At 68.8% G+C, this 17,343-nt stretch carries 14 protein-coding genes and 1 riboswitch; of the genes, 6 read left to right on the top strand and 8 right to left on the bottom strand.

The genetic code is table 11. The features are described from left to right. Positions 1 to 168 precede the first annotated feature (168 nt). Positions 169 to 906 (top strand): D-Ala-D-Ala carboxypeptidase family metallohydrolase, encoded by a 738-nt coding sequence (locus ACGFU7_RS12115; RefSeq protein ID WP_393694771.1) that lies wholly within the window; start codon positions 169 to 171, stop codon positions 904 to 906. A 63-nt stretch (positions 907 to 969) separates the two neighbouring features. Here the strand turns inward: ACGFU7_RS12115 and ACGFU7_RS12110 are convergent, their stop codons facing one another. Continuing rightward, on the bottom strand, positions 970 to 2,886 hold the full coding sequence (locus ACGFU7_RS12110; protein WP_393694927.1) for a family 20 glycosylhydrolase: 1,917 nt from the start codon (positions 2,884 to 2,886) through the stop codon (positions 970 to 972). A 98-nt stretch (positions 2,887 to 2,984) separates the two neighbouring features. Then, on the bottom strand, positions 2,985 to 3,959 hold the full coding sequence (locus ACGFU7_RS12105; protein ID WP_393694769.1) for a GlxA family transcriptional regulator: 975 nt from the start codon (positions 3,957 to 3,959) through the stop codon (positions 2,985 to 2,987). Between the two features lie 81 nt (positions 3,960 to 4,040). Here ACGFU7_RS12105 and ACGFU7_RS12100 point away from each other — a divergent pair, with 81 nt between their 5' ends. Beyond that, positions 4,041 to 4,253 carry a hypothetical protein gene (locus tag ACGFU7_RS12100; protein ID WP_393694767.1) on the top strand — a complete coding sequence of 71 codons (213 nt, stop codon included), beginning with the start codon at positions 4,041 to 4,043 and terminating at the stop codon, positions 4,251 to 4,253. Here the strand turns inward: ACGFU7_RS12100 and ACGFU7_RS12095 are convergent. The 5 genes from ACGFU7_RS12095 to ACGFU7_RS12075 all read right to left on the bottom strand — a co-directional run bounded on the left by ACGFU7_RS12095 (position 4,250) and on the right by ACGFU7_RS12075 (position 11,032). Continuing rightward, entirely contained in the window at positions 4,250 to 5,269 is a 1,020-nt protein-coding gene (locus tag ACGFU7_RS12095) for a ribonucleotide-diphosphate reductase subunit beta (protein ID WP_393694765.1), read from the bottom strand. The two genes, ACGFU7_RS12100 and ACGFU7_RS12095, sit on opposite strands and share 4 nt — an antisense overlap. Further along, a complete protein-coding gene (locus tag ACGFU7_RS12090; protein ID WP_393694763.1) occupies positions 5,269 to 7,674 on the bottom strand; it encodes a ribonucleoside-diphosphate reductase subunit alpha in 2,406 nt (801 codons plus the stop codon). Before ACGFU7_RS12090 ends, ACGFU7_RS12095 begins: the two co-directional genes overlap by 1 nt. Positions 7,675 to 7,808: 134 nt before the next feature. Next, positions 7,809 to 7,946: riboswitch (cobalamin riboswitch) on the bottom strand. A 164-nt stretch (positions 7,947 to 8,110) separates the two neighbouring features. After that, positions 8,111 to 9,748, bottom strand: a complete 1,638-nt coding sequence (gene mctP, locus ACGFU7_RS12085; protein WP_393694762.1) for a monocarboxylate uptake permease MctP — start codon at positions 9,746 to 9,748, stop codon at positions 8,111 to 8,113. Beyond that, positions 9,745 to 9,999 carry a DUF3311 domain-containing protein gene (locus tag ACGFU7_RS12080; protein ID WP_393694760.1) on the bottom strand — a complete coding sequence of 85 codons (255 nt, stop codon included), beginning with the start codon at positions 9,997 to 9,999 and terminating at the stop codon, positions 9,745 to 9,747. The genes mctP and ACGFU7_RS12080 overlap by 4 nt, the downstream gene beginning before the upstream one ends. A 268-nt stretch (positions 10,000 to 10,267) precedes the next feature. After that, on the bottom strand, positions 10,268 to 11,032 hold the full coding sequence (locus ACGFU7_RS12075; protein ID WP_393694925.1) for a GntR family transcriptional regulator: 765 nt from the start codon (positions 11,030 to 11,032) through the stop codon (positions 10,268 to 10,270). Positions 11,033 to 11,311: 279 nt separating this feature from the next. On the opposite strand from ACGFU7_RS12075, the gene ACGFU7_RS12070 reads away from it, so the two are divergent. From ACGFU7_RS12070 to ACGFU7_RS12055, 4 genes are all read left to right on the top strand, one after another. Next, positions 11,312 to 12,598 carry an extracellular solute-binding protein gene (locus ACGFU7_RS12070; protein WP_393694758.1) on the top strand — a complete coding sequence of 429 codons (1,287 nt, stop codon included), beginning with the start codon at positions 11,312 to 11,314 and terminating at the stop codon, positions 12,596 to 12,598. 99 nt (positions 12,599 to 12,697) lie between these two features. Next, the gene (locus ACGFU7_RS12065) at positions 12,698 to 13,690 is read left to right on the top strand and encodes a carbohydrate ABC transporter permease (RefSeq protein ID WP_393694756.1); all 993 of its coding nucleotides are present in this window, start codon (positions 12,698 to 12,700) and stop codon (positions 13,688 to 13,690) included. Further along, positions 13,687 to 14,517, top strand: coding sequence for a carbohydrate ABC transporter permease (locus ACGFU7_RS12060; protein WP_393694754.1), 831 nt, complete (start codon positions 13,687 to 13,689; stop codon positions 14,515 to 14,517). The genes ACGFU7_RS12065 and ACGFU7_RS12060 overlap by 4 nt, the downstream gene beginning before the upstream one ends. A 9-nt stretch (positions 14,518 to 14,526) precedes the next feature. After that, positions 14,527 to 16,068, top strand: coding sequence for a glycoside hydrolase family 3 protein (locus ACGFU7_RS12055; RefSeq protein ID WP_393694752.1), 1,542 nt, complete (start codon positions 14,527 to 14,529; stop codon positions 16,066 to 16,068). 487 nt (positions 16,069 to 16,555) lie between these two features. On the opposite strand, the gene nagB is transcribed toward ACGFU7_RS12055, so the two are convergent. After that, a complete protein-coding gene (nagB, locus tag ACGFU7_RS12050; RefSeq protein ID WP_393694751.1) occupies positions 16,556 to 17,341 on the bottom strand; it encodes a glucosamine-6-phosphate deaminase in 786 nt (261 codons plus the stop codon). Positions 17,342 to 17,343: the final 2 nt, after the last annotated feature.

The following is a 17,343-nucleotide window of genomic DNA, read 5'->3' as shown; positions in this document are numbered from 1 at the left end:
CCGATGGCCACCGGGCGGAGCCGGTCTCCCTTACGAGGGCGACCGGGTCCGCCGGTTCTCCACCACTCTGCGGATCGTCAACTGCCGTTTGTTCACATGCAGTTGACGCGCGTCGACTCGTCCGACAAGCTCTCTCACCCCATCTCCGTCGCGGTAGGGAGCCCCCTCATGCTCGGACGCACCGCACGACTCCTGCTCGGTCTTGTCATGGCCATGGCTTTCGCCTTGGGCGGGGCCGTGGTCACCGCCGGCACCGCACAGGCCGACGGCTGCTACACCTGGACCCGCACACTGTCCCCCGGCGCCACCGGCAACGACGTCGTCCAGCTCCAGATACGGGTGGCCGGCTACCCCGGCTACAACTCCGTGCTCGCCGTCGACGGCTCCTACGGACCGGCCACCACCGCCGCCGTCAAGCGGTTCCAGGCCGCCTACGGCCTCGCCGCCGACGGCATCGCGGGCCCGGCCACCCAGGCCAAGATCTATGAGCTCCAGGACAACGACTGCACCCCGGTCCACTTCACGTACGCCGAGCACAACCAGTGCAATACGACCTGGGCGGGTGGTGCCGTCGCGGCGGGCACGGCGAAGGCCGGCGCCCTGAGCACCATGTGGAAGCTGGAGGCGCTGCGGCACGCACTCGGTGACCAGCCGATCCGGATCACCAGTGGCTTCCGCTCCACCTCCTGCAACAGTGCGGTCGGCGGTGCGTCCAACAGCCGTCATCTGTACGGGGACGCAGCCGACCTCGGCGCCGGTCCGCACGCCCTGTGCACCCTCGCCAAGGAGGCCCGCAACCACGGCTTCAACGGGATTCTCGGCCCGGGCTACCCGGACCACGGCGACCACGTCCACGTCAACCAGGGCCCCAGCCACTTCTGGTCGGCGCCGAACTGCGGCATCTGACACACGAGGGCCCCGTACGCCGGTCCGTCCGAACCGGCGCAGGGGGCCCTTCCGTGCGCCGCGTCAGGCGGTCTTCGCCGTCAGCCGCGTCGCGCCCGTCGTCTGGACCGCGGCGCCGTCCGAAGCCCGCTCCGTCAGATGGAGCTGCGAAATCGCGTTGCGCAGGGTCAGCGCACCCGCCCCGGTGTCCAGCTGCCAGCGCTGGGTACGCACCGTCGCCGAGCAGGCCCCGAGCGAGAGTTCGGCCCCCACCTCCAGCGGAGCGCCCAGGTACTTCTTGCCGCGCACCGCGTCCAGGCACTGGCCGGTCTCCGTGGACCGCACCGTGTAGTAGCCGTCGGCGGTCGCAGTCAGTGCCCAGGAGGCAGCGCTGCCGCGGACGAGGGAGACGCCCGCGTCCGCCCCGGGGGCGAGCGCCCTGTCGCCCGTGGTCAGCCGGTACGTACCGTCGGCGAGCGGGGTGCGGTCGGTGTTCGACCAGCCCGGTGCGTGACCGGTCTTCCGGGCCAGCGCCTCGAAACCGGCGTACGTCGGGCTCGGCTTCGGGCCGCCCCAGGTGGCCTGCGCCAGGAAGCGCAGCGGCATGAAGGTCTTCGCCTCCACCTCGTTCTCCGTCTCGGCCGTCGCGTTGTCCGGCCACAGGCTGATCTTCGCGCCGGTGAGGTTCGCGGCCGCGGCGGGCAGCGTCTCGCCCTCGAAGCGCAGGGGCGTCCAATCGCTCTCGTAGAGCTGCTGCGTCTGTGTCGTGTAGCCGCCGCGCACCAGGTAGAGCGCGTACGCCGAGTTCATGACCGGTCGGCCCTCGGCGAGCAGCGCGGACGGCTTCTGGATGGTGCCGCCGCTCAGCCAGTGCTCGACGGTGATGCCACGGTTCAGCGGGACGACGCCGTTCTTGCCTGCCAGGCCGTCGTTCCAGATCCGCAGCGACCGGCCTTCGGCCCTCACATGCTTGTCGACCTGGTTGATGAAGTCGACGAAAAGATCGTCGGGGGTCGCGCTCGCGCCGAACTTCGCCGTCGCGGCGGTCTGAAGCTGCGGGTAGTCCGGGTACGAGGAGCCGATCATGTACTCGTCGGCGCCCATGTGCCAGGCGCGGGTGTCCCACACCTTCAGCGCCTCGTCGACCATCGAGGTGTAGTACGTCAGCGCCTCGGGCCGCGAGATGTCGAGCCGGGGCGGGGAAGCGACGCCGTTCTTGTCCTTGAGCTGGAGCTCCGGGTGGTTCTCCAGATACGGGTCCATGTGGCCGGGGGAGTTGATCTCCGGCACCAGCTCGATGTGGTACTTCTTCGCCATCGCGACCAGGGAGCGGACCTGCGGCTTGGTGTAGTAGCCCCAGAACGCGGATGCCGGGTCGGTGTCGCTCCTGACCTTGGCCTCGATCCACAGCTGATTGAGCTTCTGCGACGCCATGTCCTTCATCAGCCGCTCGAACCACGGGATCGAGACATTGATGTAGCAGGCGCACACCCCGACCCCGCGCTCACGGTACGCAGGCACATCGGTCGCCGAGCCCCGCGCCGCCCGCCCGTCGTCGTTCAGCAGCTGGAGGACGGTCCGGGAACCGTAGAAGACGCCGGTGGAGGTCGCGGCGGTGACGGTGACCCGGTCGCCGACATCGAGCCGGTAGCCCTCCGCGCCCAACGCGCCCTTCAGAGACGGATCCCGGCGCAGCACGATGTCACCGGAACGGGCCGATACCCGGCCCTGCGACACCGACGCCCTCCCCCGCAGCTCACCGGCGAAGCGGCGCGCATCGGCGGCCGTGCGGCCGTCACGCGCCCCGTCCAGCACGATCCGCGCCCGATCGGTCAGCGTGAACTCGCCCTGACTTCCCTGCCATTCACGCAGCGTGGGCAGCACCCCGGGCGGGGACGCGGCTGCGGGGGCGTCCTCGGCTGCGGCGCTCTGCCAGGGCAGCAGTGCGGCGGCGAGCGCAGCCACCACGGCCCCGATGGTCCTTCGTCTTGCCATCCGCATGTCCATGCGCCCGACCCTCTTGGGTCACGGGGGCCGCGGTCCATGGACAGATGCGGCGGACGATTGGACGAATGATCGGAGGTCAGATCTGTGACAGGTCAAGCAACTTCGGACATGGCGCCCGGACCGCGGAAGGTGCGGCGGTATGCATTCGGCGTGGTGCTCAACGATCGTACGAACTGATGGCGCAGCGCGGCGGCGGTCCCGAAGCCGGTGCGCCCGGCGATCGTGTCCACCGTTTCATCGGACGTCTCCAGCAGATGCTGCGCCAGCAGCACTCGCTGGCGGAGCAGCCAGCGGTACGGAGTGGTGCCCGTCTCCTGCTGGAAGCGACGGGCGAAGGTGCGCGGCGACATGTGCGCCTGTACGGCGAGCTGTTCGACGGTCATCTCCTGGTCGAGGTGGCGCTCCATCCAGACCAGCGCCTCGCCGACCGTGTCGCACCGGGTGCGGGGCAGCGGCCGCTTGATGTACTGCGCCTGCCCGCCGTCCCGGTGCGGCGGCACCACCATGCGGCGGGCGATCGCGTTGGCGACATCGGGGCCGTACGCCTGCCGGACCAGATGTAGACAGGCGTCGATCCCGGCCGCCGTGCCCGCCGAGGTGATGACCGGGCCCTCGTCCACGTACAGCACATCGGGTTCGACGACGGCCCGGGGAAAGCGACGGGCCAGTTCCGAGGCGTGGCGCCAGTGGGTGGTGCAGCGGCGGCCGTCCAGCAGTCCGGCCGCGCCGAGCACGTACGCGCCGGAGCAGACGCTCAGTACGCGTGCGCCCCGGTCCACGGCCCGGCGCAGGGCGTCGAGGACCTCTTCGGGGTAGTCCCGCTGCATGAAGTGGCTGCCGGCCGGCACGGCGATGAGGTCGGCCTCGTCCAGACGGTCGAGGCCGTGCGGCGTACTGATGGTGAACCCGGCATGGGTCTGCAGCACCGGGCCCTCGGCGGAGACCACGGCGAAATCGTGGACCGGCAGGCCCTCGTCGCTGCGGTCGAGGCCGAAGACCTCGCACAGCACGCCCAGTTCGAAGGGGTGGACCTCGTCGAGCAGCAGGGCGGCGACATTGTTCAGCATGGAGCCAGTGTGGCAGTAATTCGATGCTCTATGACAGTCCTGCCACTGCCGGAATTCGTCCGCACGGACGAGAGTAGAGCCATGAACACATTCCCGAACGTCCTGGGCATAGCCGTACTTTTCGCTCTCGTCCTGCTGCCCACCCTGCTCGGGCTCGCCCGGGAGCGCCGCATCGACCGCGAGCTGCGGGAGGCGGAACGGGAGCGGGGGGACGCGCCCCCGGAAACGGCGGACGCCGCGCAGCCGATCACGGCCACGCGGCGCCCCCACCTCAGAAGCTGGGCCAGGATCTAGAAGTCGTCGTCGAAGGCGACCGAGCCCTCCACCGCCACCTGGTAGGCGGACGGCCGGCGCTCGAAGAAGTTCGTCAGCTCCTGCACGCCCTGCAGCTCCATGAACGAGAACGGGTTCTCGGAGCCGTAGACCGTCGGGAAGCCCAGCCGGGTGAGCCGCTGGTCGGCCACGCACTCCAGGTACTGGCGCATGGACTCGGTGTTCATGCCCGGCAGACCCTCGCCGCACAGATCGCGGCCGAACTGCAGCTCCGCCTCGACGGCCTCCTTCAGCATGTCGATGACCTGCTGCTGGAGCTCGTCGTCGAAGAGGTCCGGCTCCTCCTTGCGGACGGTGTCCACGACCTCGAACGCGAAGTTCATGTGCATCGTCTCGTCACGGAACACCCAGTTGGTGCCCGTGGCGAGACCGTGCAGCAGACCCCGCGAGCGGAACCAGTACACGTACGCGAACGCGCCGTAGAAGAACAGCCCCTCGATGCACGCCGCGAAGCAGATCAGATTCAGCAGGAAGCGACGGCGGTCGGCCTTCGTCTCCAGGCGCTCGATCTTCTCGACCGAATCCATCCACTTGAAGCAGAACTGCGCCTTCTCACGGATGGACGGAATCTCCTCGACCGCGTCGAACGCCGCCGCGCGGTCGTCCGGATCGGGCAGATACGTGTCCAGCAGCGTCAGATAGAACTGGACGTGCACGGCCTCCTCGAAGAGCTGCCGCGACAGATACAGCCGCGCCTCGGGGGAGTTGATGTGCTTGTACAGCGTCAGCACGAGGTTGTTGGAGACGATCGAGTCACCCGTCGCGAAGAACGCGACGAGCCGGCCGATCATGTGCTGCTCGCCGGGGGACAGCTTGGCGAGGTCGGCGACGTCGGAGTGGAGGTCGACCTCCTCCACCGTCCAGGTGTTCTTGATCGCGTCGCGGTAGCGCTCGTAGAAGTCCGGGTAGCGCATGGGCCGCAGGGTGAGTTCGAAGCCCGGGTCGAGCAGGTTCTTGTCGGAGTTGGTGGAGCTCATTACTGGCAGGCCTCGCAGGACTCGGGGTTTTCGAGGGAGCAGGCGATCGCGTCCGCGTCGGGAGCCGATGCCTGCTGCACGGGAATGGGGGCGGCGGCCGCTGCCTGTCCGGAGGCCGCACGGGCGATCCGGGTCGCCGGGCGCGAGCGCAGGTAGTACGTCGTCTTCAGCCCCTGCTTCCAGGCGTACGCGTACATCGAGGAGAGCTTGCCGATCGTCGGCGTCTCCAGGAACAGGTTCAGCGACTGGCTCTGGTCGAGGAACGGCGTACGGGCCGCCGCCATGTCGATCAGACCGCGCTGCGGGATCTCCCACGCCGTGCGGTACAGCGCCCGCACATCCTCCGGGATCCAGGCGAAGCCCTGCACGGAACCGCTCGCCTCGCGCAGCGCCTCACGGGTCCGCGCGTCCCACACGCCGAGCTGCTTCAGCTCATCCACCAGATACGCGTTGACCTGGAGGAACTCACCGCTGAGCGTCTCGCGCTTGAAGAGGTTGGAGACCTGCGGCTCGATGCACTCGTACACGCCCGCGATCGAGGCGATCGTCGCCGTCGGCGCGATGGCGAGCAGCAGCGAGTTGCGCATCCCGGTCTTCGCGATCCGGGCGCGCAGCGCGTCCCAGCGCTCCGGCCAGTTCAGCTCGGTGTCGTAGTGGTCGGGGTGCAGCACACCGCGCGCGGCACGCGTCTGGGACCAGGCGGGCAGCGGGCCGGAGCGCTCGGCGAGCTCGCAGGACGCCTCGTACGCCGCGAGCATGATCCGCTCGGAGATCTTCGTGGAGAGCGCGCGGGCCTCGGGGGAGTCGAACGGCAGCCGCAGCTGGAAGAAGACGTCCTGGAGACCCATGGCACCCAGGCCGACGGGGCGCCACTTCGCGTTGGAGCGGCCGGCCTGCTCGGTCGGGTAGAAGTTGATGTCGACGACCCGGTCGAGGAAGGTCACGGCAGTGCGGACGGTGGCGTCCAGCCGCTCCCAGTCGATGGTCCCGTCGGCGACGAACGCGCCGAGGTTGACCGAACCCAGGTTGCAGACCGCCGTCTCGCCGTCATCGGTGACTTCGAGGATCTCGGTGCACAGATTCGACGAGTGGACGACGCGGCCCGGCTCGGCGGTCTGGTTCGCGGTCCGGTTGGAGGCGTCCTTGAACGTCATCCAGCCCTGACCGGTCTGCGCGAGGGTACGCATCATCCGGCCGTACAGCTCACGGGCCGGCATCGACTTGCGGGCCAGCCCCTTGGCCTCGGCGTTCCGGTACGCGGCGTCGAACTCGTCGCCCCACAGGTCGACCAGCTCGGGCACATCGGCGGGCGAGAACAGCGACCAGTCGCCGTCCGCGTCGACCCGGCGCATGAACTCGTCCGGGATCCAGTGCGCCAGGTTGAGGTTGTGCGTACGCCGCTGGTCCTCACCCGTGTTGTCGCGCAGCTCCAGGAACTCCTCGATGTCCGCGTGCCAGGTCTCCAGGTAGACGGCGGCGGCGCCCTTGCGCCGGCCGCCCTGGTTGACGGCGGCGACGGAGGCGTCGAGCGTCTTCAGGAACGGCACGATGCCGTTGGAGTGCCCGTTGGTGCCACGGATCAGCGAACCGCGGGCTCGGATGCGGGAGTACGAGAGCCCGATGCCGCCCGCGTGCTTCGAGAGCCGCGCCACCTGGTGGTAGCGGTCGTAGATCGAGTCGAGCTCGTCGAGCGGGGAGTCCAGCAGATAGCAGGAGGACATCTGCGGGTGCCGGGTGCCGGAGTTGAACAGAGTCGGCGAGGACGGCAGATAGTCGAGCCGGCTCATCAGGCCGTACAGCGCCGCGACTTCGTCCAGGGCGCGCTTCGAGTCGTCCTCGGCGAGCCCGGCCGCGACGCGCAGCATGAAGTGCTGGGGCGTCTCGATGACCTGGCGGGTGAGCGGGTGGCGCAGCAGATAGCGGCTGTGCAGGGTCCGCAGCCCGAAGTAACCGAAGCGGTCGTCGGCGCGGTCGGCGAGCGAACGCTCCACCAGCGTGTCGAGGGCGGCCGCGTGCAGCGCGACGAACTCGGCGGTACGGTCCGCGATCAGGCCCTCGCGGTGCCCGACGGCGACCGAGGCGGAGAAGGAGACCGCGCCCTGGCCGGCCGCCTCGTCCGCGATGATGCGGGTCAGCAGCCTGGCCGCGAGCCGGGAGTAGGCGGGGTCCTCGGAGATCAGCCCCGCGGCGGCCTCCGTGGCCAGCGAGCGCAGCTCGGCCTCGTCCGACCGGGCGTTACGGCCGCGCAGCGCGGCGGCGGCGACGCGACCGGGGTCGGTGTCGGGCAGATCGACGGTGAGGTCGGTCAGGGTCCGCAGCAGTGCGGTCCCGGGCCCGTCGGTCGTGGCGTGCGTGGACTCGGCTGAATCGGCCACTGAAACCGGATCGGCTGGCGCGATGGTCACTGGGGCTATCCCTCGCTCGGCTCGGGGCCGGCGGGAGCGGGGAGCCGGGCAGGGCGATGCCCGGGGAAGGGCGGCGCTGCGCACGGCGTCCACCGGCCCTCCGCGAGGCCCGGACGTCTGGCATCCGGTTCGGTCGAGCCGGACGCACTGTCGGCAGGTCTTCGGACTCCCGGGTGCGCAAAAGCACACCGAACACACCGTTGCGGGACAGTTCCGGATTCGCACCGGATTCCCCTGCGGCGACAGCGAGCACGAGCATACATGTGGGGGCCGCCCGATGAGGCAGCCCCCACATGTTGTGTCGCGCAACGGAAGCCGAGCCGGCGGGACAAGCCGTGCGATCCCCTATCGGAGCAGACGAACGGCCCGTCGCGCCCCGGTGAGAAGGGCTCGACGGGCCGCCATCCGGCCGTGGGAGCGGTCTTGGGAGCGGCCGTCAGTGGCCGCCGCCCGGTGCCCCCGCCGTGGCCGGCGGGAGCTCCGCCCGGACGCCCGGGTCGCCCGCGTCGGCCGTGTAGTCGGCCGGGGAGGTCTCGTCGATCCCGGCGGGTGCCTTCACGGCGTTCAGGACGAAGGTGAGCACCACCGTCACCACCACGTTCAGCACGAACGCGGTCAGACCGATGTAACCGATCTCACCGATGCCGGGGATCTCCTTGGACGACCCGCCGAAGTGCGCCTGGGTCGGGCTGGCGACCCCGTACGCGGCCGCCGTCCCATACACCATGCCGGCCGCCCAGCCCGCGAGCAGCGCCCAGCGGTGGAACCAGCGGGTGAACAGGCCGCCGACCAGGGCCGGCATCGTCTGGAGGATCCAGATCCCGCCGAGCAGCTGGAAGTTGATCGCGACCGTCTTGTCCATGGTGAGGACGAAGGCGAGCGCGCCGACCTTCACCAGCAGCGACACCAGCTTGGAGACCTTGGTCTCCTGCTCCGGGGTCGCGTCCGGCTTCAGGAAGTCCTTGTAGATGTTGCGGGTGAAGAGGTTCGCCGCGGCGATCGACATGATCGCGGCGGGCACCAGCGCGCCGATGCCGATGGCGGCGAATGCGACGCCCGCGAACCAGTCCGGGAACATGTTCTCGAACAGCTGCGGGATGGCCAACTGCCCGTTGTCCACCTTGATCCCGGCGGCGATCGCCATGAAGCCGAGCAGTGCCAGCAGACCCAGCATCAGCGAGTACAGCGGCAGGATCGTGGTGTTGCGCCGGATCACATTGCGGCTGCGGCTGGAGAGCGTCGCCGTGATCGAGTGCGGATACATGAACAGCGCCAGTGCCGAGCCCAACGCCAGGGTGGCGTAGCCCCATTGGCCCGCCTCACCCGGCGCGAGCGCGCCGCGCGGTGCGCCCGTGGCCGGATTCTTCTGCGAGAACGCCTCGCCGGCCTTGGCGAAGATGTCGTCGAAGCCGCCGAGCTTGATCGGGATGTAGATGATCGCCACCGCGATGACCAGGTAGATCAGCCCGTCCTTGACGAACGCGATCAGTGCCGGCGCCCGCAGACCGGACGAGTAGGTGTACGCGGCGAGCACCGCGAACGCGATCAGCAGCGGCAGGTCCTTGACGAACCAGTGGGTGTTCTCGCCGCCGCCGACGCCCATCACGTCCAGCACCGCCTGGATGCCGACGAGTTGGAGCGCGATGTACGGCATCGTGGCGAGGATGCCCGTGACGGCGACCGCCAGCGAAAGCCCCTTCGAGCCGAAGCGCCCGCGGACGAAGTCCGAGGTGGTCACGTACCCGTGCTTGTGCGAGACCGACCACAGCCGCGGCAGGAAGGTGAAGATCAGCGGGTACACGAGGATGGTGTACGGCACCGCGAAGAAGCCGGCCGCGCCCGCCGCGTAGATCGCCGCGGGAACGGCGACGAAGGTGTACGCGGTGTACAGGTCGCCGCCGAGCAGGAACCAGGTGACCCAGGTGCCGAACGACCGTCCGCCCAGACCCCATTCGTCGAGGCTGGCCTCGTTCTCGGCCTTCCGCCAGCGCGCGGCCATGAAGCCGACGACTGTGACGGCCAGGAAGAAGAAGATGAAGACGCCGAGCGCGACGCCGTTCACGCCGTCCTTCATGCGGACGCACCCCCCTTGCGGGAGCGCTGGTCACGCTGCCACAGCTTGTACGCGGTCATCGTGAGCGCGGTGGAGATCAGCACCCAGAGCATCTGGTACCAGTAGAAGAACGGAATACCGATGAAGGTGGGGTCCACCTTCGCGTACGAACTCACCCAGAGCATCGCCACGAACGGCGCGATGAGACAGAGGGCGATGACCACCCGTACAGGTGTGACGGTGGGTGGTTTTCCTTCTGGGTCTGCTGGCATGCGGCGACTCCGTCCCCTCGCTGATCACCTGGTGTAATGCGCACGAAATCTAGGGGAGGCTTCCGGTCACCGTCACCCCCTGTCCGCATTGCGGTCCGGCAACGGTCTCGCGAGCGGGCGCGAATGTTCGGAATGCCGTCAAACGTACGGAAGTTGGTCTGTACCAAGATGCGCGAACGGCCCCCGTGGAGTAGTGGATTCCATGGGGGCCGCGACGGTTGTGCGTACGGGTGCGGTGGCCGGAATCAGTCGGCCGGCGCACTCGGGATCAGTCCGTCGGCCGCTTCAGACGCGCCACGAACTTATACCGGTCGCCCCGGTAGACCGACCGCACCCACTCCACCGGCTCGCCCCGCCCGTCCAGCGAGTGCCGGGACAGCATCAGCATCGGCAGGCCCACATCCGTACCGAGCAGTCCGGCCTCGCGCGGGGTGGCGAGCGAGGTCTCGATGGTCTCCTCGGCCTCGGCCAGCCGGACGTCGTACACCTCCGCCAGGGCGGTGTAGAGCGAGGTGTACTTCACCAGCGAACGGCGCAGCGCCGGAAAGCGTTTGGCCGAAAGGTGCGTGGTCTCGATCGCCATCGGCTCCCCGCTGGCGAGCCGCAGCCGCTCGATCCGCAGCACTCGGCCGCCGGCCGTGATGTCGAGCAGCCCGGCGAGCGTGTCGTCGGCCGTGACATAGCCGATGTCCAGCAACTGGGATGCCGGTTCGAGTCCTTGGGCGCGCATGTCCTCGGTGTACGAGGTGAGCTGCAGGGCCTGGGAGACCTTCGGCTTGGCGACGAAGGTGCCCTTGCCCTGGATGCGCTCCAGCCGGCCCTCGACGACCAGCTCCTGGAGCGCCTGGCGCACGGTCGTGCGCGAGGTGTCGAACTCGGCGGCCAGGGTCCGCTCCGGCGGCACGGGGGTGCCCGGCGGCATGGTGTCCGTCATGTCGAGGAGATGTCGCTTCAGCCGGTAGTACTTCGGGACGCGCGCCGTCCGCGTGGCCACGCCCGTCTCGTTCTCCGTACTGCCCCCGTCGGCACCCATGGCCCGCCTTCCCGACTGCTGCGTTGCTGCCGTCACCGGCTCCTCCGTCTGTCGCGGCTCACATGGTGGCACGGTCCGGTCACGGCTCGTCGCCCTCCCTTAGGTGTCGGTCCTATAACGGACGCGAGTGCACTTCTTATACACCCTTGACACCCCTAAAGGTCTAGGCCAAGCTCCCGGTACTGGTCTAAACCATTAAAGACCAGGTCCAGCCCCAGCAGTACTCGTCGAATGTCTTCGCGGTGGGCGGGGTTGCAGTATCCCTGAGGAGGGTTTGGCGTGAAGCGCAAGCTCATCGCGGCGGTCGGCGTCGCGGGCATGATGATCGGCCTCGCGGCATGTGGGTCCGACGACGGCGGCAGCGACAGCGGTAAGAAGACCGGCCCGGGCAGCTACAAGGGCGAGACGCTCACCGTCTGGACGATGTCCGGATCGAACCCCCCCGGGTGGACCAAGACGGTCACCGATGAGTTCGAGAAGAAGACCAAGGCCAAGCTGAAGATCGAAGTCCAGGACTGGAACGGCATTCAGCAGAAGGTCACCACGGCCCTCTCCGAGTCCAACCCGCCGGACATCCTGGAGATCGGCAACACCCAGACCCCGGCGTACGCCAAGACCGGTGGCCTCGCCGACCTCGGTGACCTGAAGAAGGAGATCGGCTCCGCCTGGGCCGACGGCGTCAACCAGCCCTCCGTCTACGACGGCAAGCAGTACGCCCTGCCGTGGTACGTGGGCAACCGCGTCGTCATGTACAACAAGAAGGTCTTCAAGGACGCCGGTATCACCGAGACGCCGAAGACCCGCGCCGACCTCTTCAAGGCGTTCGACGCCATCAAGGCGAAGGGCGACGCCGAGCCGATCTACCTGCCCGGCCAGAACTGGTACTTCTTCGACGGCCTGCTCGTCGGCAAGGGCGTCTCGCCGGTCAAGAAGGAAGGCGACAAGTACGTCTCCAACCTGGCCGACCCGAAGGTCGCCGAGGCCATGGACGTGTACAAGCAGTACCAGTCCTACTCCAAGGCCCCCAAGGACAAGGACGAGGCCACCCCGCAGCAGGCCGAGGTCTTCGCCAAGGGCAAGACCGGCGCCATCATCGCGATGGGCTACGAGGCCGGCACCGCCCTCAAGGCCAACCCGAAGCTCAAGGACGACATCGGCTTCTTCACCATCCCCGGCGAGACGGCCGACAAGCCCGAGGGCGTCTTCCTCGGTGGCTCCAACCTCGCCGTTGCCGCAGGCAGCAAGAAGCAGGAGCTGGCCAAGGAGTTCCTGAAGATCGCGCTCTCCGAGAAGAGCGACGGCGCGCTCATCACCGAGGCCGGCTGGTCCCCGAAGAACGACGCCATGCAGAAGTACACCGTCGGCCAGCCCGCCGCCGAGGCGGCCGGCCCGGCCGCTGCCAAGTCCGGTGGCACCACCCCGCTGATCCCGGAGTGGGCGCCGGTCGAGAACCCGCCGAACCCGATCAAGACCTACATGACGCTGGTCCTGCAGGGTAAGTCGCCCGCCGACGCCGCCAAGCAGGTCGAGGGCGAGCTCAACAAGCGCCTCAGCCAGCAGCAGTAATCGCAGTAGCGCGTCCCGCGCCGGGGCGGCGGGTCTCGACCCGCCGCCCCGGCTGTACGCACCGTTCCGTGTTGGGCTTTGTTGGAAGAGATGGCGAGCATGGCAGTGCAGACCAACCCCTCGGATGTGGCCAAGACGGCCGCAGCCCGCGGGCAGGACGGGAGAACACCCGTCGGGCAGCACGGGGGAAGCAAGCGGAAGATGGGTGTCGGCACAGCGCCGTACCTGTTGCTGGTTCCCGCACTTGCGGTGACGGCGGTCTTCCTCGGGTATCCCCTGGTGAAGAACGTCATGCTGTCGTTCCAGAACCTCAATATGGGACAGCTGATCCAGCATGTCACCGAGTGGAACGGCTTCAAGAACTACCAGGAGATCCTCACCGGTGAGGACTTCTGGAAAGTCACGCTCCGCACGGTCGTGTTCACCGGCGTCAACGTCGTTCTGATCATGATCATCGGCACCCTGGTCGGACTGCTGCTCGCCCGCCTCGGCAAGAAGATGCGCCTCACCCTGATGATCGGCCTGGTGCTCGCCTGGGCGATGCCGGTCGTGGCCGCGTCCACCGTGTTCCAGTGGCTGTTCGCCTCGCGCTTCGGGGTGGTCAACTACGTGCTGGACAAGCTCGGCTGGCACTCGATGGCCGACTTCAACTGGACCGGATCGCAGTTCTCCACCTTCTTCGTGGTCACCCTGATGATCGTCTGGCAGTCGATCCCGTTCGTGGCGATCAACCTGTACGCGGCGACCACCACCATCGCCAAGGAGCTGTACGAAGCCGCCTCGCTCGACGGCGCCGGCGTCTGGAAGAGCTTCACCTCGGTGACGTTCCCGTTCCTGCGGCCCTTCCTCTACGCCACGACCTTCCTTGAGGTCATCTGGGTCTTCAAGGCCTTCCCGCAGATCTTCACCATCAGTGAGGGCGGCCCCAACCGTCTCACCGAGACACTGCCGGTCTACGCCTTCGTCGAGGGTGTCGGCAACCAGCACTACGGCATGGGCGCGGCGATCTCGCTGCTGACCATCCTGATCATGCTGGGGCTGACCTCGTACTACCTCCGCATCGTTCTCAAGCAAGAGGAGGACGAGCTGTGAAGCGCTCACTGCTCAGCCGCATCTGGCCCAACGCAACGGCGATCGTCCTCTTCGCCGCACTGGTCTTCCCCGTCTACTGGATGTTCAGCACGGCGTTCAAGCCGACCGGCGACATCATCACCGAGACACCGGTCTGGTTCCCGACCGACGTCACGTTCGAGCACTTCAAGACGGCGTACCACGCACCGAACTTCCTGACCCTGGTCGGGAACTCGCTCACCGTCACGCTGCTCGCCGTGGTCTTCTCGCTGATCATCGCGCTCTTCGCGTCGTTCGCACTGGCCCGGATGCGGTTCAAGGGCCGCAAGAGCATGATCCTGGTCTTCATGATCGCGCAGATGGCCCCGTGGGAAGTCATGGTCATCGCGATCTACATGCTGGTCCGCGACGCCGACATGCTCAACAGCCTCGTCCCGCTGACGCTCTTCTACATGGTGATGGTGCTCCCCTTCACGATCCTGACGCTGCGCGGTTATGTCGCCGCGGTGCCCAAGGAGCTGGAGGAGTCGGCCATGGTCGACGGCTGCACCCGTCCGCAGGCCTTCGTCAAGGTGATCCTGCCGCTGCTCGCCCCCGGCCTGATGGCCACTTCGCTCTTCGGCTTCATCACGGCGTGGAACGAATTCCCGCTGGTCCTGATCCTCAACAAGGACCCCGAGGCCAAGACGCTTCCGCTGTGGCTCTCCCAGTTCCAGAGCCAGTTCGGCGACGACTGGGGCGCCACCATGGCGGCGGCCTCGATCTTCGCCATCCCGATCCTCATCCTCTTCGTCTTCCTGCAGCGCAAGGCCGTCAGCGGCCTCACCGACGGCGCCGTGAAGGGATAACACCGCTCCATGACCACCCTGATATCCACCACGGACACCGTCACCCGCGACGCCCTCGCCGTCCTGCAGCCCGGATTCACCGGCACCACCGCACCGGACTGGGTGCTGCGCAGGGTCGACGAAGGCCTCGCCTCCGTCGCCCTGTTCGGCCGCAACATCCAGACGCCCGAGCAGGTTGCCGCGCTCACCGCCCAGCTCAGGGCCGAGCGCGACGACCTCCTCGTCGCGATCGACGAGGAAGGCGGTGACGTCACCCGCCTCGAGGTGCGTACCGGCTCCTCCTTCCCCGGCAACCTCGCGCTCGGCCACGTCGACGACGTGGCGCTGACCCGTGCGGTCGCCCAGGAGCTGGGCCGCCGGCTCGCCGAGTGCGGCGTCAACCTCAACTGGGCGCCGTCCGCGGACGTCAACTCCAACCCGGGCAACCCGATCATCGGCGTACGGTCCTTCGGCGCCGACACCGAGCTCGTGGCCCGGCACACCGCCGCGTACATCGAGGGCCTCCAGGCCGCCGGAGTCGCCGCCTGCACCAAGCACTTCCCGGGGCACGGCGACACCGCGATCGACTCGCACCACGCGATGCCGCGCATCGACGTGGACCTGGAGACGCTGCACGCCCGTGAACTGGTGCCCTTCAGGGCCGCCATCGCCGCGGGTTCCAAGTGTGTGATGAGCGCCCACATCCTGCTGCCCGCCCTCGATCCGGACCGCCCCGCGACGGTGAGCCGGCAGATCCTCACCGGTCTGCTGCGCGAGGAGCTGGGGTACGACGGCCTGATCGTCACCGACGCCGTGGAGATGCAGGCCATCGCCGGGACGTACGGCATCGAGCGCGGCTCCGTCCTCGCGATCGCCGCGGGGGCCGACGCCCTGTGCATCGGTGGCGGCCTGGAGGACGACGGCACGGTGCAGCGGCTGCGCGACGCGCTGGTCGCGGCGGTACGCAGCGGTGAACTCGCCGAGGAGCGGCTCGCGGACGCGGCCGCACGGGTACGCGCCCTCGCGTCCTGGACGCAGGGGGTCAAGGGGGCCGGTTCGGAGCCGGGTGCGGCAGTGCAGGAGGGGACTGCGCCCGGCACCGGAATCGGTTCCGACATCGGCCTGGTCGCCGCCCGCCGCGCGGTGAAGGCGACCGGTTCAGCCGAGCCGCTGACCGAAGCCGCGTACGTCGCCGCGTTCACCTCCGAGTCGAACATCGCGGTCGGTGACGAGACTCCGTGGGGCGTCGCCGCGGAGCTGGGCCGGCTGCTGCCGGGCACGGAGACCGGCACGTACAGCAGCGAGACCGAGGCGCCGACGGCCGCCGTGCTGGGGGCCGCGGGGGAGCGGCGCATCGTCGTGGTCGTCCGCGACGCCCACCGCCACGCCTGGATGGCCGAGGCCCTCGACGCCCTGGTGGCGGAGCGCCCCGACACGGTCGTGGTCGAAATGGGTGTCCCGCAGGCGGACCCCAGGGGCGCCCTGCACATCGCCACCCACGGCGCGGCCCGCGTCTGCGGCCTCGCGGCCGCGGAGATCATCACCAGGGGTACGGACCGCCCCCAGACCTGAAGCAGGGCGTGACGCGGAACGGGGGGCCGCGTCACGCCTGCCCAACGCGGAACGAGGGGCCGCGTCACGCCTGCCCAACGCCCGTCCGGATGGACGGGCGTTGCCTGCTGTACGGACCAATGCAGCCCTGTACGAACCATTCCGAGCCCACCCGGCAGATCAGGCCCGCCCCCGGTAATTCAAGCCTGTCCGGCGTTTGAGGAAACCCCGTCCACGCGGCCGCGCTTCCCCGTGGTGCGAGGGCAAATCAAGCCTGTCCGGCGTTTGAGGACACCCTCGCGCACACGCACGCACCCGACGGCAACTGCAGGCCCGTCCGGTGTTTGAGGACACTTGTCCACCCGGACACGCCTCCCCGCGGCGCGAGGGCAAATCCAAGTCCCGTCCGGCGTGTGAGGACAAGCACGTCCGCAGGACGCGCGACGGCATACGAGAGGGCCGGGGCACCCACCACGGGTGCCCCGGCCCTCTCCCACGTCCGGGACGACTAAAGGCCCTGCCACAGCGGCTTCGCCGCATACGTGGCGCGGAAGTAGTCCGCCAGCTTCAGCTTCGACGCCGCAGCCTCGTCCACCACCACCGTCGCATGCGGATGCAACTGCAGCGCCGACGCGGGCACGATCGAGGCCACCGGCCCCTCCACCGTCTGCGCCACGGCGTCCGCCTTGCCCTCGCCGGTGGCGAGCAGGATCGGGTGGCGGGACTCCAGGATGGTGCCGATGCCCTGGGTGATCACGTGGTGCGGCACCTGCGTGATGTCGTTGTCGAAGAAGCGCGCGTTGTCGACCCGGGTCTGCTCGGTGAGCGTCTTGATCCGGGTACGGGAGGCCAGCGAGGAGCACGGCTCGTTGAAGCCGATGTGCCCGTCGGTGCCGATGCCGAGGAGCTGCAGGTCCACCCCGCCGGCCTCGGCGAGCGCCTTGTCGTACGCCTGACAGGCGGCCAGGACGTCCTCGGCGGAGCCGTCGGGGCCCATGAAGGACGCCTCGGACAGGCCGAGCGGTTCGACGACCTCGCGCAGCACCACGGAGCGGTAGGACTCGGGGTGGCCCGCCGGCAGCCCGACGTACTCGTCGAGCTGGCAGATGCGGGCGCGCGAGGCGTCCACGGCGCCGGAGCGGACCTTGGCCGCCAGCGCCTGGTAGATGGGCAGCGGGGTAGAGCCGGTGGCAACGCCGAGAAGGGCGTCGGGCTTGCGGCTCAGCAGGGCGCCGATGGCCTCCGCGATGAGTTCGCCGCCTGCCTTGGCGTCCGGGACGATGACAACTTCCACGC

Source organism: Streptomyces sp. NPDC048473 (genome assembly GCF_043200155.1).
Classification (GTDB): domain Bacteria; phylum Actinomycetota; class Actinomycetes; order Streptomycetales; family Streptomycetaceae; genus Streptomyces.
Note: the sequence above shows the minus strand (reverse complement) of the source record. Positions and strands in the feature narration are given on the sequence as shown.